Raw genomic sequence first — 26693 nt, forward strand, 5'->3', positions numbered from 1 at the left:
GGTATCAATTTGACTGAAAATTTTTGTCCATTGTTCAAGGAATTGGTTGGTGATATACTGTTATAGTTCATTTTCGAGAGGTGACTCGAAATGCAGTGGTTGTTCGTTCTAGTTGTTTTTGTTCTGGCTTACATTCTCATAATATCTGGTAAATTCAATAGATCTACCGTTGCGTTTGCAGCAGGTATAATCATACTTCTTTCTAAAGTAATACCTAACTTCGATATGAAGGAAATTGGTTTTCTTGTAGACTTCAATACGATAGGCATTCTTATCGGAATGATGATAGTGGTCGGCACTCTTAGGACAACAGGGTTCTTCGAGTTTGTGGCTGTTCATGTTGTGAGGATTTCGAAGGGAAATGTTAGAGCATTATTAGTCTTCTTTATGGTTACAATTGCGCTTTTCTCTGCCTTTCTAGACAACGTCACTACTATACTTCTCTTTGCCCCGATAATATTTCTTGTTGCGGATTCTCTGGAAGTCTCCCCCAGAAACTTCCTGCTTGCGGGTGTCCTCGCCGCAAACGTTGGAGGAACGGCAACGCTGATTGGAGATCCGCCCAATATCCTTGTCGGTTCAGCGAGTGGATTCGGATTTATGGATTTCATAAGGATAGATGGCCCTATTACTCTCATTGCACTGCTAATTACTGTCGTCTTTCTTGACAGAAGGGTTTTCAAGAGTTATAGATTGATGGGAGACAAACTTCAGCGGCTTGCAAGTATGGATCCCAACAAGGCTATAGTCTCAAAATCCTCACTGTACAAGTCGCTGACCGTGTTTTTTGGAATAATAGCAGGATTCCTTCTGCACGACTTGATAGGAGTTGAGCCATCTTTGATTGCCCTCGGCGGTGCTGCTGCTGCGATGATCCTTAGCGGTAAGAGTTTTTCAAGTCTGTCTGAGGATATCGAATGGGACACGATCTTTTTCTTCATGGGGTTGTTTGTGCTTGCGTCGGCACTCCAACAAGTAGGTATTACGTCATCTATTTCCGATCTACTTGGTTCTCTTTCGGGCAACAGGATCATTCTCTTTCTAACACTTTACTGGTTATCTGCACTCATGAGCGGTTTTATCGGTGCGGTGCCGGCTGTAACATTTATGATTCCCGTTATTGAGGGGATGACTGCAAAATACGGAGTTCCCATGGATGTTTGGTGGGTGATATCGATCTCAGCGTGTTTTGGGGGGAGTTTCTCAATTGCGGGCGCCGCAGCCAATATGGTTGGTGTCGGACTGATAGAAAAGCATTCAAGGGAAAAGCTGAGTTATTCGGATTTCTTGAAGTTTTCAATGCCGTTGACGATCATGACCCTTGCTGCCGGTACTGCGTATATCCTTGTGAGGTTTTCCTTCTAGGGTTCGTCTTTCAGTTAAAACCTCTTTTTGTGCTTTTCTAGAACCTGAGGACTTTTCTACAAAGATTGAGTCGCCATTTTCTGAAGTCATCTCAGTGTAATACATAGCCGTGGAGAGTGTCGAAGGTGAAGGAGTGAAAATCTGGACTTGCTCAGGATTATAGCGCATTTTCTCTCGAATAAATCTCTTTAGTTCTTCCATGTCCCGAATCGTGCACCCTGGGTGGGCCGCGATGAAGTAACCAACAACGAAGTTTTTTCTGTCTGATAGCCGATCAACTTCTTCAAGAAAGCTAGTCAGCATCTTATTCGAGGGTTTGCACATGTGTTCAAGCACATGATCGACTGTGTGCTCTGGAGCTATCTTCAGCTGCCCCGAGACGTGGTTTTTCATTAGTTCCTTCAGAAATTCCTTCCCGTATCTTTTATCACCTAGAATGAGATCATATCTGATGCCCGAGGAGACGAATACATGTTTTACTCCAGGAATTTCTCTCGCTCTTTTTAGAAGAGACAAATATCTTGAATGATCAGGTTCCAAAGAGCCGCATACCTCCGGGAAGAGGCATCTCTTGGTTCGGCAGGCTCCAGCCTTCAGCTTAACCAAACACTCGTAGCCGTACATGTTCGCCGTTGGTCCACCTATGTCAGTTACGGTTCCTCTGAAATTACCATCTCTTGTGAGAGAAACGACTTCGTCAAGAATAGATGTCTCACTTCTTGAGACTACTGTCCTTCCCTGATGAAGGGCAATTGCGCAGAAATTGCACTGACCATAGCAACCTCTATGGCTCGTCACTGAATAGCGTACCGTATCAACAGCTTTAACTCTACCTTTGGAGAGAGATACAGGATGCACGGTACGAGTGAAAGGAAGAGAGTAGAATGAGTCCAGCTCCTCTTGAATAACAACTGGCGGTTTGTTCTGAACAACATATCTGTTATCCTGGAGCTGGTAAAGCCGATTCCCTCTTGCGGCATCGGTCTCTTCGTGGATCATTCTGGTGAGCTTGAAGTAATCCTTCTTGTTGCGGACTACAGACTCATGTGATGGGAGTTCCACTCCATCCGGTTTTGCGCTTGACCAGAAAGCTGTACCCTCTACATTGTGAGACACTCTTCCTTGATTAGCAATCTCTCTGGCAATTTCCACAATCGGTTTTTCTCCCATTCCATAAACAAGCAAATCGGCTTTGGAATCAAGGAGAATCGACTTCTTTATTCTGTCGCTCCACCAATCAAAATGAGAGAATCTTCTCAGACTAGCTTCTATGCCTCCAATAACTACAATTGTGTCTTTAAATGCCTGCCTAATTAGGTTAGCATAGACCGTCACTGCCCTATCGGGTCTCTTTCCCCCGATCCCTCCTGGTGTGTAATCATCGCTCTTTCTCTTCTTCCCGGTTGAAGTATAGTTTGCAACCATCGAATCGGCATTCCCAGAGGTCACACCAAAGAAGAGTCTTGGTCTTCCCAGCGCTCTGATCTCTGTGGTTGTTCTCCAGTCGGGTTGTGAGATAACACCAATTCTCCACCCATCAGATTCAAGGACCCTGGCTATCATTGCAGTTCCAAAGGAAGGATGATCAACAAAAGCATCCCCCGTTACAAGGATCACATCGAGAACGTTCCAGTTTCTTTCTACCATCTCTTCGGTCGTCATTGGTATATTCATAAGGCACTCCAAAAAGAAAAACGGGAAGCGAAACCGTAAGCCGGATTCTGTTACTGTGACCATCTATCTGGGAGCCATGTTACCATAGCCCTCTTGCATCCTACCCGAAAGGGATTTGGTGGGCATCCTCAGACCCTTTCTGCTTGGACTTGCTCCAGACGGGGGTTACCAGGCCTGCCGGTCGCCCGACAGCCGGTGAGCTCTTACCTTCACCTTTCCATCCTTGCCCTAAGGCGGTCTTCTTTTCTATGGCCCTTTCCGGAGATCACTCTCCCTGGGTATTACCCAGCGCCCCTGCCCATGGAGTCCGGACTTTCCTCGGAATTTCCGCGGTCACACGTTTCGCTTCCCGATTAGATTGCCAAGGCCTTAATGCCCTGATATCTACCTTCAATTATCATCTTTCTCTCGATCATATTCAAGAGCTTGATCTTCGACATTCCCCAGTTACCGAAGAGAGTACCTTCGATCGGCGGATCGGAGACGAGTCTGTGGATTATTACGTTTTCGTTCAAATGCTCAAGAAAGAGAATGACTCTCTCCACAAATTGCTCTGCAGTACCTAGGTCCACTTTTCCCTTCTTATACATTCTCGCTAGCTCAGTGCCTTCAACAATGTACAGAGAGTGAATCTTAACTCCTTCGATACCAAGTACTGAGATCAACCTTGCCGCTTCGCAGACATCCTCTTCGGTATCCCAAGGCAGATTGGCTATCACGTGAGTGACTACCTCAATACCTCTCTTTCTCGCTCTCAATGAAGAATCGACAAATTGTGCAAGCGTATGTCCTCTATTAATAGCTTTCAGAGTGTTTGGATTAATGCTCTGAAGACCGAGTTCAAGAATAACGTCAACTTCTTCGGAGAACTCCTCCAGAAGATCCAGTACTTCTTCCGACACAAGATCCGGTCTTGTCGAAATGTCCAGTATTACTACATCTTCAATGAGAGCCTCTCTGTACACTGTTCTCAGTCTTTCAGTTGGTGCGTACGTATTCGAGTTGGCCTGAAAGTATGCCATGAACTTTCCAATTCCCTTTTTTCTAAGAAGAGATATTCTTTGAAAGAGCTGTTCCCTCAAAGAAAGACTGGAGTCAACAGAGAACCCGCTTCCCGAAGGATCGCAGTATATGCAACCTCCAATTCCATTGACTTTATGAGGACATGAAAAACCGGCATCAAGTGGGACTCTATGAACATACTCGCCGTACTTAAGCCTCAGGTGAGTCTTCAGATCTTTGTAGGGCTTATGATTCAACGGATCTCACCAGACTCTTTTCGAACTCTTTGAAGGCATCAACTGCAGAGTTTACCTCCTCTTTGGAACTACCTATGAACAAATACAGCCACTTTCCCGAGAACCACGTCTTCACAAATCCTCCATCGATCTTCCCCGAAAATTCTCCATAGATCCACGGTATCGCACTTACGAGCGCTCTGAATTCATTTGAAATTTCTCTAATCAGCGAATACCAGAGACTTGTGGTCCCTGAAGCGGTCTCGAATTTCGCTATATATATGCTGAGCTCCTTCGTTCCTTTTGCGAATTCTTTATGAAGAAGAAGAGAGTCTTCATTAAGAGTAAAGCCTAATAGTCTGCCTCCAACACTTGTAGTCGTTGAAATGTCCATGTAGCCACTCATAGTGAATCCTGCGAACCTACCAGGTACCAGGTCAACTCTGGAGCTTCCACAGGAAGAAACCAGAATTACCAGAAACAATAGCGCTACGATGAAACGGGATTGTTTGCCTCTCATTTCTTCACCTCCCGGTCGATTAATTCTCTGAAGCGTCTGGCTTTCAAGAAGGGCTTAGGCCAACTCTCCTGTCCCAGCCTCTCTAAATGATCCGAAAAGAGAGTGCCGTCTCTCGGGTCCTTAAGCTCCCTATCAATTTCAAGCAAGGGGACCAGAACGAACTTCCTATTAATTATATCGCTATGAGGAACTGTAAGCTCTACTGTCTGGAGAACCGTTTTTCCGTGAAGCAAGATATCGATATCAATCTCCCTCGGACTCCATCTGAATCTTTGAACTCTGCCAACAGCATTTTCAATGAACTTAATATCTCTTATGAGTAACCTGACATCTCCTGAGTAACGGAACTTGCCGACACAGTTCAGGAAATCATCCTGCTCTGTGTTTCCGTACGGTTGTGTAGTGTATACTGACGAGACCTCTAAAAGGGGCAATCCCAATTCGATGAGCTTTGTGAAAGCTTCCGCGATGTAATTCAGTCTGTTGTCGATATTGCTACCAAATGCGAGAAATAGATCACTCTCCACTCAACTTCCTCCGTAATGACCACGCCGCTTCTTTTAGTCTCTGCACAGTGTCCAACGAGAATCCCTGCTTCCACCAGTGCGGAATGATCGAGTTGTCAAGAAGTAGTGGGTCAATATCTTCAGCAAATGAACCTCTTTCAATTAGTTCTTTCCATTGCAGAGTTCCTGGTATAGGCGTGAATTCGTTAAGACTTGGGGACAGGCCTAACTCTTCACAGATTCTCAGTGAGTCCAGTACATCTTCTTCGCTCTGTCCAGGTAGATTCAGCATGATGTAGGCGCTAATCTCCTTGTAGGTGAATCCGGCCTTTGAGAGGTTATCGACGGCTCTGTAGATATCGTTAAGAAAAACTTTCCCCCCTGTGGAAGTTTGCAAGGCTCGATCTGAAGTCTCCAGTCCGATTTTAATCGTCTTGAAGTTATTAGCGTACATCAAATCTGCGGTTTCCCTGTCTACAAATCGCGCGTGCACTCCATTAGGCAGGTGAAACCTTGTTCTTATGCTACGATGTTCGATTTCTTTCATAAGTGTCTTGAAACCGCCACCAACAAGAATCGCGTCATCAAAAAAGACAATGTCTGAGAGATTCGATGATTTAACCAGGTACTCGATATGCTCTGCAGTCTTTGTCGGATCTCTTCTTAAGAAATGGCGCCATAGATAACTACTTGCGCAGTAAACGCATCTGAAAGGGCACCCTAGACTGGTTATTACAACAGCATAATGCGGAGATTCGTAGGCCGAGTAATCGGGACTAAGCTCATCAAACCAATCAGACTGAACAGATTTGTTTATTCCGAGGAATAGCAGAGCCTTCTCTATAGGCTTCATTCCCGTTCCGGGACAGACCAAATCTGCCCCTGCATTCCTTTTTGCGTGTTCCGGAAGCAGCGTTGCGTAGACCCCACCAAGCACAATAGGTATTGACGGCAACTCTTGGCGAACAACCCTTATTGTGTCGCTCACTCCATAATGCCAGTACGTCATCATAGAAGTAACGAAGACACCGTCAACGTGGTCTAGTTGTTGCAGTTTGCTCCTGAATACTTCTTCAGGAAAACCGAACCTCTTGAACCTTCTTGGGATGGAAGCTATACAGTCTGGTTTTGGAACAACGGTTTCCACGAACTTCCCGGTTCCGAAGTATTTTTCACCTGAACCGGAGGAATATGAGAGAAGGTCCGAATCGTATCGATCAAGACAGTCAACTAAGACCGGTTCAACTCCAAGGGTTTTCAGAGCAGAAGATATGTACAATAACCCCAAAGGCTTTAGCCAGTAATCGTAGGCTGATACATCTTCAATCCAAGGATTGATCAGTAATATTCTTTTCAAATGACTTCACTCGATTGTAATAGGATCTTATTCCCTTCAAGGTTAGATAAGGGTCGTCCATTTCTATGAACCCATCTTCAGTAATGAAGAGACGTGCTTTTCCACCCGTTCCAACGATTTTCGGCTTGACATCAAACTGCTTCTCGATTTCGCTAATAATTCCCTGCAGAGCGAAATACGTTCCGTTTACTATACCGATTCTAAGGTTGTCCTCAGTACTCGTTCCGAAGTAGTGGTCTTCAAAGAAGAGCTCGACTTCCGGCAGCTTTGCAGTCCTGGAGAAGAGAGCAGACATCGCCGTTTCAGGTCCAGGAAGAATTGCGCCACCTGCAAATGCGCCATCCATAACAATATCTATGGTAATTGCAGTCCCAACATCGACAACGATTACGTTGGCTCCGTAACATTCCTTCGCGCCCATTACGTTTGCCAGTCTATCGGCACCAATTTCCGAAGGGTTGTCTGTTTCCAGATCGACAGAAACAAACCTATCGGCCTTGACAAACATGGCCGGTTCCAACAGATATTTTCTGGCGAAGTAATCAATTGTTGAGTTTAGTCTTGGAACAACGCTTGCCACACAAAGCCCTTTTATACTCGAAAGTGAAGCTTGTTCGTACCTCAAGAGTCCTTCAAGAATGACGAATAGTTCATCTTCCGTCTCGAGCCTCAAAGAAGGAAGCCTCCATACAGCCTCTATTTTGCTCCCACTGTCGAGACCAAAAACGGTCGTCGTGTTTCCCACGTCAGCAAGTAACAGCATTCTATACCTCCTAGCTAGATAGTAACATCTCATTTGGACTCTTTGTACTAGCATTGGTTCTGGCCAATCCTTGCTGTTTCACATTATCTTAATAATTCTCTCCACTTGATAGGCAGATGATGTGATGATATAATCTTTCTGCCAGCGCAGGCTGGAGACTGTAAGTGGGAGCGACTCGCTAGCTCAGCAGGTAGAGCACCTGACTTTTAATCAGGGGGTCGCGGGTTCGAATCCCGCGCGAGTCACCAGCGAGAGTGGCGAAATTGGCAGACGCGCTGGACTTAGGATCCAGTGGGGAGACCTGTGAGGGTTCAAGTCCCTCCTCTCGCACCAGAGAATGATTCTCTTCATGCGGATGTAGCTCAGTGGTAGAGCACCTGCTTGCCAAGCAGGGGGTCGCGGGTTCGAACCCCGTCTTCCGCTCCAGGAAGACGCCTGAAGGCGTCTTCTTTTTTATACGATCTTATCTTTCTGTTCCCGGATATCTATTCGGTCATTGAAAGAGCAGAAAGCGCTTTCTCGTAAGAAAAACTGGAAAGCAAACCTACCTCAATGAGGGTGCTTTGAGCACCACTGGTTTTCTGAATAGCTGTCCGGCTGGGTTACCGTCTTCTTCTCACTCCCATTCGATGGTTGCAGGAGGTTTGTCAGTTATGTCGAAAACGACCCTTCCGACTTCCTTCACCCGAGACGTAATCCTTGAAGAGACTTCTCTAAGAAGGTTATGAGGAAGCGCATGCCAGGAAGCAGTCATGCCTTCATGGCTATCTACGGCTCTAAGTGCAACTACGGAACCATATGATCTCTTGTCACCTTTAACCCCGACGCTTGAAATTGAGAGCAGCACCGCAAAGGACTGCCAGATCCTTTCTATTTCGCCCGATTCTTCAAGCACTTCGAGAAAGATAGAGTCAACTTCCTTTAATATTCTTGCCCTTTCGGCTGTTACTTCGCCGATTATCCTCACCCCTAGGCCGGGTCCAGGAAAGGGTTGTCTGTTAATCAGGGTTTCATCTATGCCGAGAGATCTACCAAGATTCCTTACTTCATCTTTGAAGAGTTCTCTTATTGGCTCGAGGAGCGTCAGTTTCATATTCTCAGGCAGACCACCAACATTGTGGTGACTCTTGATCTTCTCCGCACTTCTGGAGGATGCGCCGGATTCAATGACATCAGAGTAGATCGTTCCCTGCAGAAGAAAGTCTGCACTCAGTTTATTTGCTTCTCTTTCGAAGACCTTGACGAATGTCTCTCCTATCGCTCTCCTCTTGTCCTCGGGATCAACAATCCCTTTTAGTGCAAAGAAAAACTCTTGGGACGCATCAACAGTTATAACGTTCATACCGAGACTCTTCAGAGTTCCTGGGACTTCAAGTTCCTCGTTCTTTCTCATCAAGCCATGATTTACGAAGATTCCGATGAAGTCGTCGCCTATTGCTCTGGTTGTCAATGCTGCAGCTACAGTCGAATCAACCCCTCCAGAAAGCCCGCCAACAACCTTTTTCCCTTCAACGGTTCTTCGGATCTCTCCAATCTTCTCATTCGCGAAATCAGAGATCTTCCAATCCCGAGAAGCTCCGCATATGCCAAGTACAAACTTTTCTATCAACTCCTTTCCATATTGAGTTTGATGAACCTCTGGATGAAATTGAAAGGCCAAGTCTCTACCGTTCGTGAATCCGGCAATCGTTCCATTTCTGCTTCGGGCAATGACTGAACAACTCTCAGGTAGACTGGTTACTTCGTCTCCATGACTCATCCAAACTTCTATCTCACTAGGGATTCCACGAAGATGATTAGTGTCGACAGATATCGCAGTGAGGCCATACTCGCCACGAATTCCGCGTGAGACAAACCCTCCCATTCGTTTTGCCAGCAGGTGCATTCCGTAGCATATTCCGAGGATAGGCACGGAGAGTTCATGTAGTTGTTCAGGGACATCAGCAGAGCCTTCTTCATAGACGCTTTGCGGGCCGCCAGAAAGAACAACGCCTCTTATGCTGTTGTCGAATGTGAAGCAGTCCGGAGTTGTTACGGTGCAAAGAACACCGATTTCTCGTATTCGTCGAGCGAGAAGGAGCGTGTATTGAGATCCGTAGTCAAGAACAATAATCCTGTCCATTTTGCCTCCGAAAGAAAAAACCCCCAGGCGGGGTAGTATTAATGCACGCCGTAGAAAGAAGGTTATGGCCTTCTGTAGAAACTCCCGCGCCGATTCGCGGGATTATACGGGTAAATGGATTCTATCACCTCGGAAAACGCTAGGTACTAAGGATTAGTAAATAAAGAATCACCACCGGCCAAGAAGCCCCACACTCCAGGTTCTCTCGAAACTAATAGATTCGATCTTATTAGTGAGGTTAGTACCAATTCCGGATGTAATAAGCATGTCTCCAACCCTAACCTCGATTCCTCCTCCGACAAGAAAATCCATGTTTCCGAGAAGATCCGCGTTCATCGAGACTCCTGCTCGAGCCGAAAAAAGACTGTTGTATGTATACTGTGTCGAAAGGCCAAAATACTTGATTTCCAATCCCTCTCTTGTTCCCAATTCAAGTCCTATCATGAAAGGGTCAGGAACAAATCGTATTCCTGCCAGAAGATCGATCGAATTTGCGGATGAACCGCTATTCCAAATAGAACTACTGAAGGCTACTACGTAGTCCAGGATCTCGTAAGCCTTTCCAGTAATACCACCCTTGATTGCGACACCGTAGTTTGTTGTTGTTGCGGTGGACATGTTTATTTGTAGATCTACGCCATAGGCAGTTAGGGGCCCAAGTTCGCCAGATATCATGTAGCTGAGAGACCTAATACTTGACGTTTTGCCAATATCCATATAGTACTGAAGCATTCCAGCCATTCCGTCATCGGAGTCCTCAAATAACTGAACGTATAGTCCACGCTCATTTGATGAAGGGGAAGCGGTTGTGGTGAGTTCAACAAAGCTCGATGAAAATGCTGAATTGAGTACTCCATAGAGATCTGATGGACTTCCAAATCCCGAACTATACCCTTTTGCCAGTATGCCATTTCCTCCTGTTTGAAGCGAGAATGGATTCAATGCCGCAGTAACCACACCAAGAGATACGACCACTAAAATCAAGAGCTTCTTCATCTTATCACCCCATACGTTCTTCAGAAGTCTTTGGATTAACTGCTTGAATAAGGCCGGTTTCTAGGCAGTAGTTTTTGAATTCAGCCAGTCTATCTTCAAGTATAGCCTCTCGGATCTTCTTCACGAACTGCATAAGAAAGCTGATGTTATGGTAACTCAACAGAGTCTTTCCAAGTATCTCATCCCTCGTAAAAAGGTGATGAATGTACGCTTTACTGTATGTTGAACAGACTTTGCATTGACAAAATGGATCAACAGGAGATCTGTCCAACTTGTTTCTCGCCGATTTCAGGTTAACTCTTCCCCGCGATGTAAGAGCTGCCCCGTGCCTTCCTAGCCTTGTGGGGAGAACACTGTCGAACATGTCAACGCCGTTTTCGACAGCAACCATTATCAGTTCGGGTGTCCCGACTCCCATTAGATATCTAGGCCGATCCTCCGGTAGAAACTCGACAGAGCTTGAAAGCACCCTCTCGGTAGTCTCAAAATCCTCTCCGACGCTCAACCCGCCTAGTGCAAACCCGTCAAAATCCATGGCGGTTATTTGAGAAGCGCTTTCTTCTCTTAAGTCGTTGAAGAACCCTCCCTGAACTACACCGAAAAAGGACTGCTTACTGTTCCTTCTATGTGCGATCAAAAATCTCTTTGCCCAAGCCGTTGTTCTATTCACGGAATTCCTTACGTATTCCTTTGTTGCACTTGGTTCAGTACACTCATCAAAAGCCATTGCAATGTCTGATCCAACAGCTTCTTGTATCTCCATCGAAAGCTCTGGAGTAACGAAAAGACTCCTCCCATCAAGCGGTGAGCGAAACTTAACTCCTTCATCGCTCACCTTTTTGTCTTTTAGCGAGAAAACCTGGAACCCCCCGCTATCCGTTAGGATTGAATGACCCCAAGACATGAACTTGTGAAGTCCACCGAAATCTCGTAGAATATCGAGCCCCGGGCGCAAGAACAAATGAAAAGCGTTGCCAAGTATTATTCTTGCTTCGAGTTCATGGAGCTGGTCTTGCCATATTCCCTTAACTGTTCCATTGGTCCCAACCGGCATAAACACTGGCGTATCAAACTCTCCGTGAGGAGTACTAATAATGCCGGTTCTTGCCTTTGATTCGGTGCTAGATGCTCTGATGCTCAGCTCAACCATTTCGCTTCCCGATTATCTCGATGATTTTCTCGTAGGAAGCGTTTATCTGTTTTTCCAACTGCTTCATTTCTTCATTTACCCACGAGCCATAATCAGGGTCTTTAAGAGATTTCATGTTTATCATTACGTTGGCTTTAGCTATTTTGTAAACCGCATGAAGAAGGTGAGCGGCACTTTCTGCGTCCGAAAGCACATTTGAGTTCCCCCACTTGGCAAGTCGTTCGACGTTGAAAATGATATTCTTGCAGCGTCTGGCGAGATCAAAAGGCACTTCTATTGCTGTTTTCAAAGCCTGCTGAACCTTCATCTCCCTGCTATTCTTTTCATCATCTGTGGCCTTTGACATCTTATAGGCTGACATCACCTGGTCGAACGCCTGGATATCGCGGTTCATAAGATCACATAGGTAGTTGCTTTCTGACTCAAAGACTTCTAAAGCGGACTCCATATGACCTTCAACATCTTCGTATCCCTTCTTGCCAATGGTCAAGTTCGCAACCATAGACCCTAATGACGCTGCGAGAGCAGCTACGACCGCACCTACTGCTCCGCCTCCTGGAGTTGCAGATTTCTCAGCAACTTTCTTCAAGAAGTCTTTAACTGGTAGTGTGCAGAAATCCATTTTAATAACCCCCCCAATTATCATTTGATTCTCCAGTCACTATCTTTATACCAGAACTTGTACCTATCCTGTTTGCGCCGGCGACTATCATTTTGAGAGCATCTTCTCTTGACTTGACACCTCCGGAGGCCTTTACTCTGCATTTGTCACCGACCACAAATTTCATAAGCGAAACATCTTCTATAGTTGCTCCACCTGAGGAGAAACCGGTAGAAGTCTTCACGAAAGCGGAACCTGCCTCTCTCGAAATAACGCAGCCAGCGATCTTCTCTTCTACGGTCAACAAACAAGTTTCCAAAATCACCTTAACAGGTTTTCCATGAGCCGATTCTACCACTTTAACTATGTCATCAAAAACGGTTTCGTACTCTCCAGCCTTCAGAAGGCCCACGTTGATCACCATGTCAAACTCGTCTGCCCCATTGTCAGAGGCCCATGAAGCTTCGAAAACTTTTGCTTCACTTGACATCTGTCCCAAAGGAAATCCCACAACAACCGTCTTTTTTACATCACTTTCTGCGAGCAACTTAGTTGCCAAAGGAATGTATCCGCTATTCACACAGACACTCCAGAACTCATAACGCATAGCTTCTTCACAAAGCTTTCTTACCATTTCTGGTGTTGCGTCGGCCTTCAGAAGAGTATGGTCGATGAATCTCGAGACATTTAGTTTATCGGGCAGTTCTCTAACAACAGGGGAGTATTCTTCCTTGTATCTCCTGATTTCGTTCCTAACTGATTCTTTAATCATCGCATCACCTTTCCTTCTCTCACTCTTTTTGAAATCTCAAAGCTCCAAATCATTTGAAATTCCCTGCATAGCTCTTAAGGAAAGAGAGAGAAACTCCGGAAGGGAAATTCCAAATTCTGAACAACTTGCCATTTGCTCCCTGCTTGCGCCCTTAGCAAACGACTTCTCCTTGAATCTGTTCAAGAGGAATTCGACATCAATATCGACAAGTTGGGTTCCTTTTCTGATAAGGACGGCAGCTACTATGAACCCTGTCACAGGGTCGGCTGCATAAATGGCTTTCTCAATAAGTGACTCCCTCTCCTTCTTATCACAGTGCGCTAGAATAGCATCTTTCACTTCGTTGGGAAGATCCTTTCCTTCAAGCATCTGCACGGACTTGTTACCGTGTTCATTGAAATTATCCTTTGTGAATTCGTAGTCAAGATCATGGAGAAGCCCTGCCATAGCCCAAACATCTCTATCCTGTTCCAGCTTTTCAGCCAGAGCTTTCATTACCGCCTCAGTAGCAAGTACGTGCTTAATTAGATTCTTTGAATGTATGTTGTTTCTTATAAGAAGCATTGCCTCTTCTCTCGAAATCATTATGCGCCACCTCCGCTGTGAAGACCTTTCCTGCTGCAAAACTATAGTATCTGCCGCTTCCTATTATAACGTGATCCAGCATCTTAATTCCGAGAGTTTCTCCAGCGTTTCTAATCCTAGAGGTAATGCCTTCGTCCTCTTTGCTGGGAGATGGATCACCGGAGGGGTGATTATGGACGAGGATTATTGCTGCGGCAGTTCTGCTGATGGCGGGTTTGTAGACCTCTCTGGGATGAAGAAGGGAAGAATCCAGAATTCCTATGCTCACAGTGTTGAGACCTCTGTAGTTCAGTTTGGTATCTAAAGAAATCACTCTTACTGTCTCCCTATCCATGAAGGCCATATCATGGCAAAGACAGTAGACACCCTCCGGTTCGTCAAGACGTACCCTTGTATTTTCCGACATTTCTCTGAAGATTCTCTGCCCTAGTTCAAGAGAGGCTTTCAGACACACGGCTTTTGCTGTGCCGAGGCCTTTGATATTCATGAGTTCAGATACCTCAGCAGAAAGAAGCGCAGTCAACGAACCATAGTAGTTGAGAAGCTCTTCACTCATCTGAATTACACCTTTGCCTTTGCTTCCTGTTCTCAGCAGAATTGCTATTAGTTCACTATTGGTGAGAGAGCCGGCACCGTATTCTATCAGTTTCTCCCTTGGCATCAATTGGGTGTCCATTTTATTCTACCCCCCGCGAATGAAGCTCCTGCCATAGCCTTCCAACTGGTAATCCCATCACATTGTAAAAGTCTCCTGAGATGCATTTCACGAAGAGTGCGCCGTAATCCTGTATTCCGTATGCGCCGGCTTTGTCCAGAGAGATGCCGCTTTCCGCATACTCTCGCAAAACTCTCTCAGGTACTTCTCTGAAAGTGACTTCGGTCTCTTCAATAAACTCGAAGGCGATCTTCTCGGAAACTACTGACAGTGATGTGTATACTGAGTGAGTTTTTCCTGTAAGGGACGAAAGCATCCTGAACGCCTCATCAACAGAACTTGGTTTTCCAAGCACAAATCCATCTAGCACAACTACTGTATCTGCTCCCACAACTATTGAATCGGGACGTCTGAGATAGACGTTTTGGGCCTTTCTGTGAGATAGCTCCGAAAGCTCAGCTTCGGAGTATCTCTCAGAGAGATTCTCTTCAACTCCTTCGGGAGGGACGATCTCAAAGGGGATTCTTAGTAGCCGAAAGAGCTCTTTTCTTCTGGGAGAAGATGAACCTAATATCAGTCTTGCCAAAGAGTATCACCAATCCTTCGAATGACTTCAAATGCAATATAAGCATTGATTACTGCCGATATCGATCCAAGAAGCAACATGTAAGGGTAAAGAAAAACGATCTCAAAGCTTTTCACAACTATCGTTGAAGCAACCAGCAATTGAGTGAAATTATTGACAGAAGCACCGACAAGGCTGATTCCTATCAAGCCGAATTTCTCTGTTTTGCTAAGTAGCCACATAACTGAGGCCGATGTAGAAGCTCCCGAAATCCCCATCAAGAATCCAGGTGTTGCTAGTCTTCCTGTTAAGAGGCTGCCTATGAAGGTTTTCCCAATAGAAATGGCGATAACGTCTTTGAATGGCATTCCTGATAGAGCTAATAACAAGACAAGATTTGAGAAGCCCCATCTTCCGCCTGGAACTGGCAAAGGAAAAGGTATGAGGGTTTCTAGAAGATAAAGTACAGAACCTATCGCTATTAACATCGATAGTGTGGTTACTCTTCTTGCCTCCATTACTACTCCATCTTCGTGACAGGTGACAAACCCGCGCCGAAATTTTTCTGCGGACAAATTTGCCGGTTGCACAAGGGATTTCACCTAGATATTTTGAAAAAAAGCCTCACTGCGTTATCACATCGATGTCGCTTATGCCTGAAGGAATTCTTATGATTATCTTGTTTGGAACGCATACAATCGGTATATTCGGCTTGTCTATCGCACCCTGTGAAACACATAGTTTTTCTGGGCAATCGGAATCTACAACTGAGATCCTTCCGCCTTCCACTTTGACTAGCATTCCAACATCAAGATAAACTTGTTGGTCTTCCTTAAGGTTCATGGTTCTTATCAGATTCCCATCAAAATAGATCTCAGCTACATGAGAGGAGGTTCCCCTTGGGAACAAAAGAATCACAATCACTGCTAACAGTGACACAACAAGCGCGAAGTCGTATTTTGTGAATAACTTCATCGCTCCTGATAAACTTCAAAACCCGGTGACTTAAAAGTACTCATATCTTCCATTACGAGAAGAACGAGTGCTCCAAATCTCGGCAAGAATGTTACTCCCGGCTCCATACCAATCACAAAGGCGGCAGTTGCATATGCATCTGCAAGCATGGCGCTTCTGCCAATAACGGTTGCGCTAATAACTCCGTTGCGGGATGGGTATCCAGTCTCTGGATCGAGAATGTGGTGGTAACGTACGTTGTCTTCCACAAAAAATCTTTCATAGTCCCCAGAAGTAGCAACTGCACCATCATATAGATAGATATACTCGATAACGTCTTGGACACTCTCCCCTCTCGGATCTCTCACACCGATTATCCACGGCCTGCTTCCGTACTTCGGACCGATTACCCCAATGTCTCCGCCAGCATCAATGAAGCCAGTCGCTCCCTCGTCGAGCGCTTTGATCTTCGCAATAGCCATATCTACTGCGTATCCCTTTGCAATCGCTCCAAGATCCATCATTGCACCGTCCGACAGCGAGACATATCCTGTCTTCTCATCGAACGTGATCCTGGAGAATCCGGTGGAACGTAGAGCGGCTTCGATTTCATCTTCTGAAGGAATTCTTCTCAACGAAGACTCATCGTCAAAACCCCACAGTCTGGTTAGCGAATAAAGTGTAGGATCGAATGCACCGGATGTGTTTCTCGAGATCTCAAGAGCGGACTTAATAAGGAAACTTGTTTCTTTGTCGATGTCATGAAGCTCTCCACTTCTGTTTAGCTCGGCAATTATGCCATTGGTTCGGCTACCGAATTTTTCGTCAATTCGCTTGATCTCGCTTAAGGCGGCTTCTGCCAGAGCAACAGGAGACATTTTCGAGGATGAAACTCTTATGGTAACATAAGTCCCAAGAAGGTATTCGGTTCTGTCGTAGTACTCAACAGGTTTCTGTCGAAAGAAAACGAAAATCAGCAGAACCATCGCAGAGATAAAAAGCAACGCATAGGCTACAGTACGGCTTCTCAGGAGACTACTGGAATCTCTTCCTGGCACTTATTGCACCTTCCTTTTTCATCTATGCCGATTACTGAACTTCGCATTCCCTTCCTCTCAATCAGAAGATTTCCACAGTGAGGGCATGACGTATCGGAGAGACCGGGAAGACTAATGTTCCCAACATAGACATATCTCAAGTATTCTTTTGCAACATCTGCAAGCCTTACCAGCGACTCTGGAGAAGTGGGCGGGATCTCACTCCTGTAGTTAGGATAATATCTGTTTATGTGAAGGGGAATGTCTTTCGAAAGCTCTGAAATCCATTTTGCCTCTTCTCTCATTTCTTCAGTGGAATCATTCTTACCAGGAATTATTAATGTTGTCAATTCCAAATGCGTTCCTACCTTTTTTGCCGTCTCTATTGATCTTAGAACATTTCTCTTCTCTGTGCCAATTTCATTGATGTAGAAGTCATCGTTCCAACCCTTTAAATCGATATTCATTGCTCTAACCGACTGTGAAAGGAGATCCATTGGCTCCTCTTCAATCACACCGTTTGTAACAAGCACACTGTAAATTCCTTCCTTTGCCGCCGCTCTCGAGGTGTCAAGAATGAACTCGAAAGAGACTATTGGTTCATTATACGTGAATGCGATGCCCCTAGACTCCCTTTCAAGGGCTATCTGAATCAGCTGCTGAGGCATCACACGCTTCACTGTTTTCGGTCTCTCTTTGGAGATTTCCCAGTTCTGACAGAAATTGCACTTAAGATTGCACCCCCACGAACCTACCGACAGTATTGTCTCTCCCGGATAGAAATGGTACAGAGGTTTCTTCTCGATTGGATCTATTGCTATCGAAGTAAGCTGACCGTAATTCAGCGAATACAACATTCCGTCAACGTTCTTCCTTACACCACAGAAGCCAACCTGATTTGGCTTAATCACACAACGCATAGGACAGAGTAGGCACTGAAGAGCGTCTTCTTCACCATATTCGTCAAAATACACGGCCGATTTCAAAACAACCACCTCTTATCGTTGTCAGTAATACCTTTCAACCGCGAACCTGAATATCCTGTAGTCCTCGGATTCCCTGATGCCTGCTTTACGTAATGCTATTCTCAACTGTTGCTGAACAGTTTCGACGCCTTCCAGATCGGGTAGAAGGACACCCTTTCTGTTTCCAAGGGTGACAATAACCCCAAACATCTTTGGATTCAGTTCTGCGACAGTTGTCTCTTCAGGTAGTCCCAGAATGTCCACCGTTATATCCAGACAAGGCAATTCGCCCACGCTAATTGGTGAGAACCGAGGATCTCTAGTCGATGCTGAAATCGCATTGTTTATTATCTCAAGAGCCACGTTTTCTTCGGTGGGATATATCGTTCCTATGCACCCTCTAAGCGAGCCGTCACGAGTATGGATTGATACGAAACATCCGGCCCTTCTGGCAGTCAATTCCTCAGAAACCCATTCGGGCACAGGAATTACTGAACGCTGCTGCAAATATTCCTCCAGCGCATATTTTGCAACTCTTACAGGCTCGGAATTTGGCAACACTGTCCCTCAGTCGAAGAAGATCTGAGACAACTTGTAGTATTCAAAAGGCACAAGCTTCTTCGTGGCTATTCCATACTCAAGAGGTATAGAGATAATGTCATTGCCCCTAAGTGCAACCATTCTTCCAAAATCACCTTTCATAACAAGCTCCATTGCATGTACTCCATATCTAGTTCCGAGAATTCGGTCGAAAGCAGTTGGAGTACCTCCTCTCAGAAGATGTCCAAGAACTACTGATCTTGTGTCGTAACCGGTCCTCTCAGAAATGATGTTTGCCATATAATGGGCGATTCCTCCCAGTTTGATATGCCCGAAAGCATCGATCTTACTTTCATCGCCCACAACGTTCTCAAGTTCTGTTGGTTTGAACCCTTCGGCAACAGCAACAATCATATAACCATAGCGATCCATCCTGTTCTTCACATAGTCAAGGATTTCATCTATTGTCATCGGGTATTCGGGAATAAGTATAAGATGAGCCCCAGCAGCCATTCCTGCTTCTAGAGTAACCCATCCTGCTTCGCGCCCCATTAGCTCCACGATGATTATCCTTCCGTGAGACTTCGCGGTTGAATGCAGCCTGTCAATAGCATCTGCTCCAACATTAACAGCCGTCTGATACCCGAAAGTATAATCTGTATTTGCAACGTCGTTGTCAATTGTTTTTGGAACCCCAATCGTTTTGTATCCCATAGAGGAAAGCTTTGCGGCGACACTTAACGTATCGTCTCCACCGATGCCGATAATTACGTCCAGTCCCAACTTCTTAATGTTTTCCTCCATCTTGGTTCTCATATCTTCCGACTTAAAGGGGTTTGTCCTGGATGTTCCGAGAATAGTACCGCCAAGGATGTGAATTCCTTCAACATCGTTATCGGTAAGCTTCATGCTTTCTCCATTGACCAGCCCTTTCCAACCGTGCATCAAGCCGATTATTTCTACGCTTTCTGGAGCAGATTTGACAATTCCTCTAATAACCGCATTCAACCCTGGGCAGTCCCCGCCGCCAGTCAGTATCCCAATTCGCATTACTAACCTCCTGTAAGTTCTAATAATGCTGACGCATAGACTGTATAATTATAACATGAAGTGACGCAATCTTGTCTGACGACAGAGAGGGAAGAGGCTTATGAAGCTAAGTTTGAAAACATTGAGAGAACATGTGACATCTCCGGAATACTCACCAACTACGTTGAGAGGTCTTGCTGCCAAGCTAGAGCTAAGCGATAATGAAAGCAGGGCATTGCTCAAGAAATATCTTCAGCAATTGGTTGATTCATCGGTAATCGTTAAGGATTCCAAGGGAAGATACATCTCTCCTGGTGAGAAAACGGTGGTAGGGACAGTAGAGTTTGCTAGAAGGAACATGGGAGCCTTTATAACTATTGAAGACGGAGAAGATATCTTCATACCGTCGGAGGATACCGGCTTCTCAATTCATGGAGACACTGTCTTCGTAGAGATAACCGGCAGATTCAGAGAGATAAGAAAAGGAAGGATAGTCAAAGTCATAAAACGGAATAAGGAAAAGGTAGTAGGTACCTTCAAGACAAGGGGAATAATGGCCTTCGTAGTAGCCGATGACATCCGAATAAAGAACGACTTCTACATTCCACCAGAAGGATTCAACGGAGCAAAACCAGACGACAAAGTTCTTGTGAGGATTACCAAATATCCGTCACCGGGGAGAAATCCCGAAGGAGTAGTAGAGCGAGTTCTCGGAGATGCGCTAAGTCCAGAGGTAGACCTCTTAACGGTCATATACAAGCAGGGTCTGCCGGAGCCCGGATATTTTCCCGAAGAAGTTAAGACTCAGGCCGCTAAGATGTCAAGGAAGATTAGCTCGAGAGAGATAAAAGAAAGAGAGGATCTCCGGAGTGAACTGGTATTCACAATCGATGGCGATGATGCGATGGACTTCGACGACGCGATTTCTCTTAGAAGGAATTCCGAAGGGAATTATATGTTAGGAATTCACATAGCCGATGTCTCATACTATGTTCGCGAAGGGACGCAGATCGATTCCGAAGCCTATTCAAGAGGAACGTCTGTGTATTTGCTTGATACGGTTATTCCGATGCTCCCATTTGAGTTGTCAAACGATATTTGTTCGCTGAGACCAGAAGAAGACAGGTTGACTCTTTCTCTTTTGATTGAAATAGATCAGAGAGGACGGGTGATTGCCTCCGAGATTAAGAATTCCGTGATCAATTCAAGGAGAAGACTTACTTACTCGGAGGTAAATGGATTTCTTAATGGAGAAGCCTCTGCCGAAACGATGGAAAAGCTTAGGCCTGTTGCCGAGTCTTTGAGATTATCACATGAGTTGGCTCAGAAAATCAGAGATCTCAGAAAGAAGCGGGGCTCGGTCATGGACATTTCTTCGAGAGAAGTCAAGATCATTTTTGATGAAGAAGGCAGAGTAGCAGATATCCTGCCTCAGACCCGCGGGATTTCTGAGTGGATTATTGAAGAGTTTATGATACTGGCCAACGAGACAGTGGCCGAGATTTTCAACAGTAGAGGATTACCATTTGTTTACAGGATTCATGAAGAGCCTGATCCTGAGTCGATGATGCAATTGAAGAACTATCTCGAAGCTCTTGGCATGAAGGTAAAAATCCCTAGAAATGTTCATCCTAAAGCTCTTCAACAGATACTTGAGAAGACAAAGGATCATCCTCTCCACACTTCGATAGAGAGAGTTCTTGTAAGAGGTATGAAGCGAGCGGTATATTCCAGTAGGAATATCGGGCATTTTGGGCTGGCCTCAGAAGCATACACTCACTTCACTTCGCCTATAAGAAGATATCCAGATTTAATTGTGCACAGGCTCCTGAAGAAACTGGTGAATAACTCCGGGAGAGACCTCATTGAGGAATCAAAGGATCTTGAAGAAGTTCTTCCCAAAATTGCTTCTTGGGCTTCTAAGAGAGAGAGAGTTGCGAATGAAGCTGAATGGGATTTGCTAGACATGAAAAAGGTCGAGTATATCGCTAACAGAATCGGTGACACCTTTGACGGCGTTATAACAGGTGTCACGAAGTTTGGGATTTTCGTAGAGCTTACGGAGAAGATGATATCAGGTCTAATCCATATTTCAACTCTAGATGATTATTACGATTTCATAGAAAACCAGAACATTCTAGTTGGAAGGAAGAGTAAGAGGATTTTCAGAATCGGCGATCAGTTGAGAGTTCAAGTTGTAAGGGCAGACAAGACTACAATGGAGATAGATTTCAGCATAGCAAAAGAGAAGGAATCAAGAAACAACAAAAAGAAAACCGTATCATCAAACAAGTCCAGAACGAAGGAACACAACGGGAAGAAGAGAAAAAACTAGTACAGAGGCTCAAATCCTTGGGTGTTCCAGTATTCCTTCATAAGAGACTCATAGAGACTGAGAAGAGCCTGCTTGTGATTTTGTTCCCATTTTGAGAGCGTACTGAATAATCTCTTGATTTCGGCTTTCGAAGATTCCTCTGATTTTTGATTATAGAAGTCTTCGAAGTCTTTCTCTATAAGATAAGCTATTCTAAGCGCGGATAAGTCTCCAGCTAGGGAGTCAACAGAAATGCCTTTCAGCTCAAGAGCCTCCCTCGAAGAGAATGTGTCCCTATCTTCGATTTCTGTGAAAGAGATTTCATCTCCTCTAGAGACTCCTTCGAACATTGCGGCGATGAAAGATACGTGATCCATTTCCATTTCCGCCAGTTCAGCGAACAATTCCCTAACTTCCGGAACGTGAATTTCCCTGGCTCTTTCTCTATAGAACTTTGCACCCTCTCTCTCTCGGGCCAAAGCATACTTCAATATAGCCAACTCTTCATTTCCCATATTGTGCCTCCTTAAGTTCTATTAAGACATTCACAAGTATTATCTCATTACTTTTCACTTCAACCAAGATATGCTTGATGTTCGGAAAGTCACTCTTATAGTGATCAAACGTGGTATATTTTCTACAAAAGACTCAGAGAAGAGGTGCCACATGGAGATTATTCGCCTCAAGTATGGGGAAAATACTTTTGCAATAACCGAGACATTGCCTTTTTCAATTGCTATTCTTGATCAAATATACGACGGAGACATTTATCTTGCAATTGATGATTTGAAGGGTAGCAAGATAGAAGGAGATCTCATTTGCATAAAGAATCTAGCCAACTTGTTCGATGATATAATCACACCTGAGAATTACGCGCCAATCGAGGTTGAGGAGTTCAAGGAATACCTCAGGGAGACTGACTTGACAATAAAATCATTTCCCAGGGGGACATTCTCTGGTTTTCAGGACAAGGTGCTAGCAATTGCAGATAGAGGCGATTACGAAAGCGCTCAGCAGTTTCTAGATATGCTTTTGGAAGCAAGTGTGGACAAAGCAACCGTTTGCGAGCTCAAAGGAACGGTCTTTCTTGAATCTGGAAACGAAGATGAAGGTATCAACTGGCTGCAGCGAGCCTTGAAGATCGACCCCTCATTAGTTACAGCGTACTCTTTTCTAGGTCAAACCTTTTATAACAGAGGGGAGTTCAATGAGGCTGCGGCATACTGGGAGAAGGAAATCGCTTTGTCGCCAGATCACCTCGTCACATATTTCATGCTCACCGATGCTTACATAAATGCGGGGCGCATGGAGGAAGCCTTGAACGTTCTCAAGAGCCTTTCTGAAAGAGATCCTGACAGCATTCTTACAAAAGTAGAAATGGCAGAGCTTTACGGTAAAATGGGCAATAGCGAAATGAGGAAGAAGATGGAAGAAGAAGTACTTAGCGCAAGACCAGTTTACATAAATGATATGGAGCCTTGGGCAAAGGTACAGTTCAAACACTCGAATTTCGACGTAGTCGAAGAATCTGCGAAGAAGTTTCTGAATGATGACCCCGACAGGCCGGAACTTAAGATGCTTCTTGTGGTTACTTTCATGAAGAAAGGGAAGTGTTCTGAAGCAAAGCGCCTTCTTGAGGGCTTTGAAAGTGAACAGGTATGGTATTACTACGGAAAGAAGGAGCTTTTTGACGAATATCTTACTGAGGAAGAGAGAAGACGGTGTGGAATAATCTAGTTCTGAGAGTTCCTGCATTCTTCGTGTTTGGGCTCATATTCGGGAGCTTCTCCAATGCTCTGATATTCAGGATTCCTTCAAAAGAATACTCTATAGTAAGACCAAGAAGAAGTATCTGCCCTGGCTGCAAACATGAGCTCTCATGGAAAGACAATATTCCATTGATCAGCTATATTCTATTGGGGGGAAGATGTAGGTACTGCGGTAAACCTATTTCTATAAGATACCCCATTGTTGAGCTTCTTACAGCATCCCTCTATGCGATAAATGCTTTGGTTTTCTCTCTTACGATGGCAACGGCCTTGTCTGTTTTGACCACGGGGCTGATTGTCTCTTCTTTCATTGATCTAGATTATTATATGATTCCTGATTCGGGAGTAATCATGGTAGGAATCGGTGCCTTCGCATGGTCAACACTAGAAGGAAGGTTTCCTGAGAACATATTGCACGCTCTTCTTGTCACAGGTGCAATGGTTGCATTCTTTCTTATTGCAAATCTCGTCAGGAAGGACAGTTTTGGCTTCGGAGATGTTGAGTTACTTGCTGCACTTTCGTTGGGAACGGGTATCATTGGATCTCTCTACACGATTATGATAGCTTCTTTCTCTGCTCTCATAGTCTATGCAGTTACAGCTGCAGCAAAAGGAAGGCACTTTGATAGAAAGGCTCAACTTCCGTTTGGCCCATTTATTGCAATCGGAGGCTACTCTACGCTACTCTTTCTGGATTTTATCGAGGCGCTGTACAGAGTATGAGAATTGGGAAGTGGACTGCCAATTTGAGAGTTGCTGCTTCTGGATTTGCAGAGTTTCTGAAGAATGAGGGACTGAACTATTCCATGGGTACTCTTGGAGAGTACTTTGTGGAATTGAAGAATGGCAAGGGTTTCAAGCTTTACACTAACCGGTCAGGTAACATCCGTCTGATTATGCCCTCAAGTTTTCCGGAAGAACTAGCGGAGCGACTGCTGTTTCTTTGGGAAGAATACAATGGCAGAGTCTATGAAGGAACTCATGTCTTTGTTGACGGGAGCTTCAAGGATAACATTGCGGGATACGGAGTGGTAGTAGTTACTGAAGGTCGAATTGAAAAGAAGATGAAGGGGTGTGCCAAGAAGAACCCGGAAATGAGGAATGTAGTGGGGGAGATCGAAGCAGTAATAGAAGGATTGTCCTACTGCCTGAAAAGGAGCTACAAAAAGGCGACTATTCATTACGATTATGAAGGATTGAGAAGCTGGTTAACAGGAGAATGGGAAGCGAAAAACGATCTTACGAGAAGGTATTCAGAACTTGCCCGCGATATGTCGAATAGAATAATAATCGAATGGGAGAAGGTAAAGGCGCATACCGGAAATACATTCAACGAGATTGCGGATAAGCTTGCCAAGGAAGCAGTTGATGAGTGTGATTATGATCATCTCACTCGAAGGAAGTGAGTGGCATCTGCAAAGCTATCGAAATCTTCGTTCCAGAGAAGGTTTTTTCGATCTGCTAATACGAGTAGACCTTGAAGACTTGTATGACCTCTCTAGGAATGTGATGATTAGGTGAGCGTTTATTCACTTGCGCTGATACCGATGACCGTGAATCGGGCTCGGGTATACGTATTTTTGTTGCTTTAAGTCTTCTCTGAAACCGCTGAGGCAAATTTTGACTCTTGTTTTTGTTTCTTCTATATGGAGGAGCAAAAAACTCTGAGAGGGCTGCGTTACGAAGAGCGCTTTTGATAACATTGACGGTCAACTGAAGGAAATATCATACAAGTCAATCGAGGAGGAACGACTGTGAAAGTGTACATAAGTGCCGATATTGAAGGAACAGCTGGAATTGTTGACTGGGATGAAGCAAAAAAGGGTCACAAAGACTACGAATACTTCAGCAAGCAGATGACGGCTGAAGTGAGGGCGGCGGTTCAAGGGGCGTTGAAGGCAGGAGCCTCGGAAGTTGTCGTGAGAGATGCCCACGGAAGTGCGAGAAACATCGATCCTTCTGCTCTGCCTTCAGAGGTTCGGATTATTAGAGGATGGGCGAGAGATCCTTTGATGATGATGCAGGGCATAAACGAGGGTTTTGGAGCTGCTGTGTTTACTGGATATCATTCGCCTTCCGGGATGGGTATGAACCCTCTTTCTCATACCATGTCTGGAGAAATATACTATCTGAAGATCAACGGTGAGTTGATGAGTGAATTCTTGATTAACGCAATGTCGGCTTCCTACTATGAAGTACCTGTAGTCTTCGTAAGTGGCGACGAAGGAGTCTCAAAGATTGCTGAAGAATCAGTGAAGGGTATAATTACGGTCCCGACCAACAGAGGAAGCGGTTCTTCGGTTGACTCCATTCATCCAGAAAAGGCACTAAAGCTGATTGAGGAAGGTGTATACAATGCAGTTAGGAAACAAGAAGCCGTTCCTCTGGAATTGCCGGCAGAATTTAACGTGGAGATAGCTTATATTGACCATAGAGTGGCTCACAAACTCTCTTTCTTCCCTGGGGTCAGCAGAAGAGATGACAGAACTCTAGCCTTCGAAGAAAAGAACTATTATGAGGTCCTTAGAAAGTTGCTGTTTTTGCTGTAAGTGTTCTCTCTAGCACTACACAGGTTATGACGTGCTAGATTAGCGAATCGATAGACTTGGTCTTTTAAGCCGAACACTTGTCTCTAGTGGATATTCAGGAGGCAATTCGGTTTCCGGCCTGAAACCACATTTAGCGTATATAGACAATGCCTTTCTGTTTCTTCGAGACACATCAAGGACAACCTCAAACCCTGTTTTGTCAAGAGAATCAAGAATCACACGCCCATAACCCATACTTCGGAATTCTCTTTTGACGGAGATCATACCCAGATATCTCTGACAAGTACGGATGCTCATGCTCATAGCTTTCTGTAAGACTCGATACTCTTTGAATAGTCTTAATCCGAAAGGACCAAAAGGAAAATTCCTAAGCTCAGGTTTTTCAGAAACCAATTCATTCATTGTTTCTGGAGAGTAAAGAGCAAATATTGCAACTGGTTCCTCATTAATTGCACAAAGTGTTATGTGGCTGTGGTTTATCGGGCTATTCATTGAAGCAAGAGACACAATCCCATCTATAGCTCTTTTCCCAAAAGCCATTTCGAAGTGAGAGGGATCTGTGTCGTAAATGAGCGGAGCAATGAAATCCGTATCGCTCAGTTCACCCAATCTGAAATGCATCATCGTCTTCACAAGTGAATTCTATACTTCTAAAAGAAGTTCTTCA

General features: G+C 44.8%; 27 protein-coding genes, 3 tRNA genes, 1 other RNA gene, 1 pseudogene and 1 riboswitch. Of the genes and pseudogenes, 9 read left to right on the forward strand and 23 right to left on the reverse strand.

Features of this window, described 5'->3' with window-relative positions; translation table 11 throughout:
• The first annotated feature begins 90 nt into the window (after positions 1-90).
• Positions 91-1365, forward strand: a complete 1275-nt coding sequence (locus tag Q502_RS02440; RefSeq protein ID WP_099828792.1) for an SLC13 family permease — start codon at positions 91-93, stop codon at positions 1363-1365.
• Here the strand turns inward: Q502_RS02440 and Q502_RS02445 are convergent.
• The 7 genes from Q502_RS02445 to Q502_RS02475 all read right to left on the reverse strand — a co-directional run bounded on the left by Q502_RS02445 (position 1297) and on the right by Q502_RS02475 (position 7423).
• A complete protein-coding gene (locus tag Q502_RS02445) occupies positions 1297-3039 on the reverse strand; it encodes a YgiQ family radical SAM protein (protein WP_099828793.1) in 1743 nt (580 codons plus the stop codon). The two genes, Q502_RS02440 and Q502_RS02445, sit on opposite strands and share 69 nt — an antisense overlap.
• 20 nt (positions 3040-3059) lie before the next feature.
• Positions 3060-3388, reverse strand: an RNA gene (gene rnpB, locus Q502_RS02450) — RNase P RNA component class A.
• Between the two features lie 4 nt (positions 3389-3392).
• Positions 3393-4298, reverse strand: coding sequence for a TIGR01212 family radical SAM protein (locus tag Q502_RS02455; RefSeq protein ID WP_099828794.1), 906 nt, complete (start codon positions 4296-4298; stop codon positions 3393-3395).
• On the reverse strand, positions 4288-4797 hold the full coding sequence (locus Q502_RS02460; protein WP_099828795.1) for a hypothetical protein: 510 nt from the start codon (positions 4795-4797) through the stop codon (positions 4288-4290). The genes Q502_RS02455 and Q502_RS02460 overlap by 11 nt, the downstream gene beginning before the upstream one ends.
• Positions 4794-5324, reverse strand: coding sequence for a 2-amino-4-hydroxy-6-hydroxymethyldihydropteridine diphosphokinase (gene folK / locus Q502_RS02465; RefSeq protein ID WP_099828796.1), 531 nt, complete (start codon positions 5322-5324; stop codon positions 4794-4796). Before folK ends, Q502_RS02460 begins: the two co-directional genes overlap by 4 nt.
• Complete coding sequence (locus Q502_RS02470; protein ID WP_099828797.1) at positions 5314-6660, reverse strand: radical SAM protein; 1347 nt, start codon at positions 6658-6660, stop codon at positions 5314-5316. The genes folK and Q502_RS02470 overlap by 11 nt, the downstream gene beginning before the upstream one ends.
• Positions 6626-7423: a type III pantothenate kinase gene (locus tag Q502_RS02475; protein ID WP_099828798.1), complete on the reverse strand. Its 798-nt coding sequence runs from the start codon at positions 7421-7423 to the stop codon at positions 6626-6628. Before Q502_RS02475 ends, Q502_RS02470 begins: the two co-directional genes overlap by 35 nt.
• Before the next feature lie 172 nt (positions 7424-7595).
• On the opposite strand from Q502_RS02475, the gene Q502_RS02480 reads away from it, so the two are divergent.
• The 3 genes from Q502_RS02480 to Q502_RS02490 all read left to right on the forward strand — a co-directional run bounded on the left by Q502_RS02480 (position 7596) and on the right by Q502_RS02490 (position 7849).
• Positions 7596-7671 (forward strand) — tRNA-Lys (locus Q502_RS02480).
• A tRNA-Leu gene (locus Q502_RS02485) sits at positions 7672-7756 on the forward strand.
• Positions 7757-7774: 18 nt separating this feature from the next.
• Positions 7775-7849: transfer RNA gene (locus Q502_RS02490), tRNA-Gly, on the forward strand.
• Positions 7850-8039: 190 nt separating this feature from the next.
• On the opposite strand, the gene guaA is transcribed toward Q502_RS02490, so the two are convergent.
• From guaA to Q502_RS02560, 14 genes and pseudogenes are all read right to left on the reverse strand, one after another.
• Positions 8040-9545, reverse strand: coding sequence for a glutamine-hydrolyzing GMP synthase (gene guaA / locus Q502_RS02495; protein WP_099828799.1), 1506 nt, complete (start codon positions 9543-9545; stop codon positions 8040-8042).
• Between the two features lie 31 nt (positions 9546-9576).
• Positions 9577-9675, reverse strand: a riboswitch (purine riboswitch).
• A 38-nt stretch (positions 9676-9713) separates the two neighbouring features.
• The gene (locus tag Q502_RS02500) at positions 9714-10541 is read right to left on the reverse strand and encodes a hypothetical protein (RefSeq protein ID WP_099828800.1); all 828 of its coding nucleotides are present in this window, start codon (positions 10539-10541) and stop codon (positions 9714-9716) included.
• A 4-nt stretch (positions 10542-10545) separates the two neighbouring features.
• Positions 10546-11691, reverse strand: a complete 1146-nt coding sequence (tgt, locus tag Q502_RS02505; RefSeq protein WP_099828801.1) for a tRNA guanosine(34) transglycosylase Tgt — start codon at positions 11689-11691, stop codon at positions 10546-10548.
• A complete protein-coding gene (locus Q502_RS02510; protein ID WP_099828802.1) occupies positions 11684-12313 on the reverse strand; it encodes a cyclodeaminase/cyclohydrolase family protein in 630 nt (209 codons plus the stop codon). The genes tgt and Q502_RS02510 overlap by 8 nt, the downstream gene beginning before the upstream one ends.
• A gap of 1 nt (position 12314) precedes the next feature.
• Positions 12315-13064: a deoxyribose-phosphate aldolase gene (gene deoC / locus Q502_RS02515; RefSeq protein WP_099828803.1), complete on the reverse strand. Its 750-nt coding sequence runs from the start codon at positions 13062-13064 to the stop codon at positions 12315-12317.
• Positions 13065-13100: 36 nt separating this feature from the next.
• On the reverse strand, positions 13101-13649 hold the full coding sequence (locus Q502_RS02520; protein ID WP_099828804.1) for an HDIG domain-containing metalloprotein: 549 nt from the start codon (positions 13647-13649) through the stop codon (positions 13101-13103).
• Between the two features lie 40 nt (positions 13650-13689).
• A pseudogene (gene radC, locus Q502_RS02525) lies at positions 13690-14325 on the reverse strand (DNA repair protein RadC); the annotation flags it as partial.
• Between the two features lies 1 nt (position 14326).
• A complete protein-coding gene (locus Q502_RS02530; RefSeq protein WP_099828806.1) occupies positions 14327-14890 on the reverse strand; it encodes a nucleoside triphosphate pyrophosphatase in 564 nt (187 codons plus the stop codon).
• Positions 14878-15387: a Gx transporter family protein gene (locus Q502_RS02535; RefSeq protein WP_099828807.1), complete on the reverse strand. Its 510-nt coding sequence runs from the start codon at positions 15385-15387 to the stop codon at positions 14878-14880. Before Q502_RS02535 ends, Q502_RS02530 begins: the two co-directional genes overlap by 13 nt.
• 106 nt (positions 15388-15493) lie before the next feature.
• Positions 15494-15844, reverse strand: a complete 351-nt coding sequence (locus tag Q502_RS02540) for a NusG domain II-containing protein (RefSeq protein ID WP_099828808.1) — start codon at positions 15842-15844, stop codon at positions 15494-15496.
• Entirely contained in the window at positions 15841-16881 is a 1041-nt protein-coding gene (locus Q502_RS02545) for an FAD:protein FMN transferase (RefSeq protein ID WP_099828809.1), read from the reverse strand. Before Q502_RS02545 ends, Q502_RS02540 begins: the two co-directional genes overlap by 4 nt.
• Positions 16851-17846, reverse strand: coding sequence for an AmmeMemoRadiSam system radical SAM enzyme (gene amrS / locus Q502_RS02550; RefSeq protein ID WP_099828810.1), 996 nt, complete (start codon positions 17844-17846; stop codon positions 16851-16853). The genes Q502_RS02545 and amrS overlap by 31 nt, the downstream gene beginning before the upstream one ends.
• 21 nt (positions 17847-17867) lie before the next feature.
• Positions 17868-18383, reverse strand: coding sequence for an AmmeMemoRadiSam system protein A (gene amrA, locus Q502_RS02555; protein WP_099828811.1), 516 nt, complete (start codon positions 18381-18383; stop codon positions 17868-17870).
• A 9-nt stretch (positions 18384-18392) separates the two neighbouring features.
• Positions 18393-19415 carry a 6-phosphofructokinase gene (locus Q502_RS02560; protein WP_099828812.1) on the reverse strand — a complete coding sequence of 341 codons (1023 nt, stop codon included), beginning with the start codon at positions 19413-19415 and terminating at the stop codon, positions 18393-18395.
• A gap of 100 nt (positions 19416-19515) precedes the next feature.
• Between Q502_RS02560 and rnr the strand changes: the two genes are divergently transcribed.
• Positions 19516-21729: a ribonuclease R gene (rnr, locus tag Q502_RS02565; protein WP_099828813.1), complete on the forward strand. Its 2214-nt coding sequence runs from the start codon at positions 19516-19518 to the stop codon at positions 21727-21729.
• On the opposite strand, the gene Q502_RS02570 is transcribed toward rnr, so the two are convergent.
• A complete protein-coding gene (locus Q502_RS02570; RefSeq protein ID WP_099828814.1) occupies positions 21726-22223 on the reverse strand; it encodes a ferritin family protein in 498 nt (165 codons plus the stop codon). The genes rnr and Q502_RS02570 overlap by 4 nt on opposite strands.
• Positions 22224-22374: 151 nt before the next feature.
• Here Q502_RS02570 and Q502_RS02575 point away from each other — a divergent pair, with 151 nt between their 5' ends.
• The 4 genes from Q502_RS02575 to Q502_RS02590 all read left to right on the forward strand — a co-directional run bounded on the left by Q502_RS02575 (position 22375) and on the right by Q502_RS02590 (position 26026).
• Positions 22375-23445, forward strand: coding sequence for a lipopolysaccharide assembly protein LapB (locus Q502_RS02575; protein ID WP_099828815.1), 1071 nt, complete (start codon positions 22375-22377; stop codon positions 23443-23445).
• Positions 23430-24200 carry an A24 family peptidase gene (locus Q502_RS02580; protein WP_099829013.1) on the forward strand — a complete coding sequence of 257 codons (771 nt, stop codon included), beginning with the start codon at positions 23430-23432 and terminating at the stop codon, positions 24198-24200. Before Q502_RS02575 ends, Q502_RS02580 begins: the two co-directional genes overlap by 16 nt.
• Positions 24197-24883, forward strand: a complete 687-nt coding sequence (locus Q502_RS02585) for an RNase H family protein (RefSeq protein ID WP_099828816.1) — start codon at positions 24197-24199, stop codon at positions 24881-24883. Before Q502_RS02580 ends, Q502_RS02585 begins: the two co-directional genes overlap by 4 nt.
• Positions 24884-25231: 348 nt before the next feature.
• On the forward strand, positions 25232-26026 hold the full coding sequence (locus Q502_RS02590; RefSeq protein ID WP_099828817.1) for a M55 family metallopeptidase: 795 nt from the start codon (positions 25232-25234) through the stop codon (positions 26024-26026).
• Between the two features lie 39 nt (positions 26027-26065).
• On the opposite strand, the gene Q502_RS02595 is transcribed toward Q502_RS02590, so the two are convergent.
• Positions 26066-26647 carry an N-acetyltransferase gene (locus Q502_RS02595; RefSeq protein ID WP_099828818.1) on the reverse strand — a complete coding sequence of 194 codons (582 nt, stop codon included), beginning with the start codon at positions 26645-26647 and terminating at the stop codon, positions 26066-26068.
• Positions 26648-26693: the final 46 nt, after the last annotated feature.

It is taken from the genome of Mesotoga sp. Brook.08.YT.4.2.5.2. (genome assembly GCF_003351125.1).
GTDB lineage: Bacteria > Thermotogota > Thermotogae > Petrotogales > Kosmotogaceae > Mesotoga.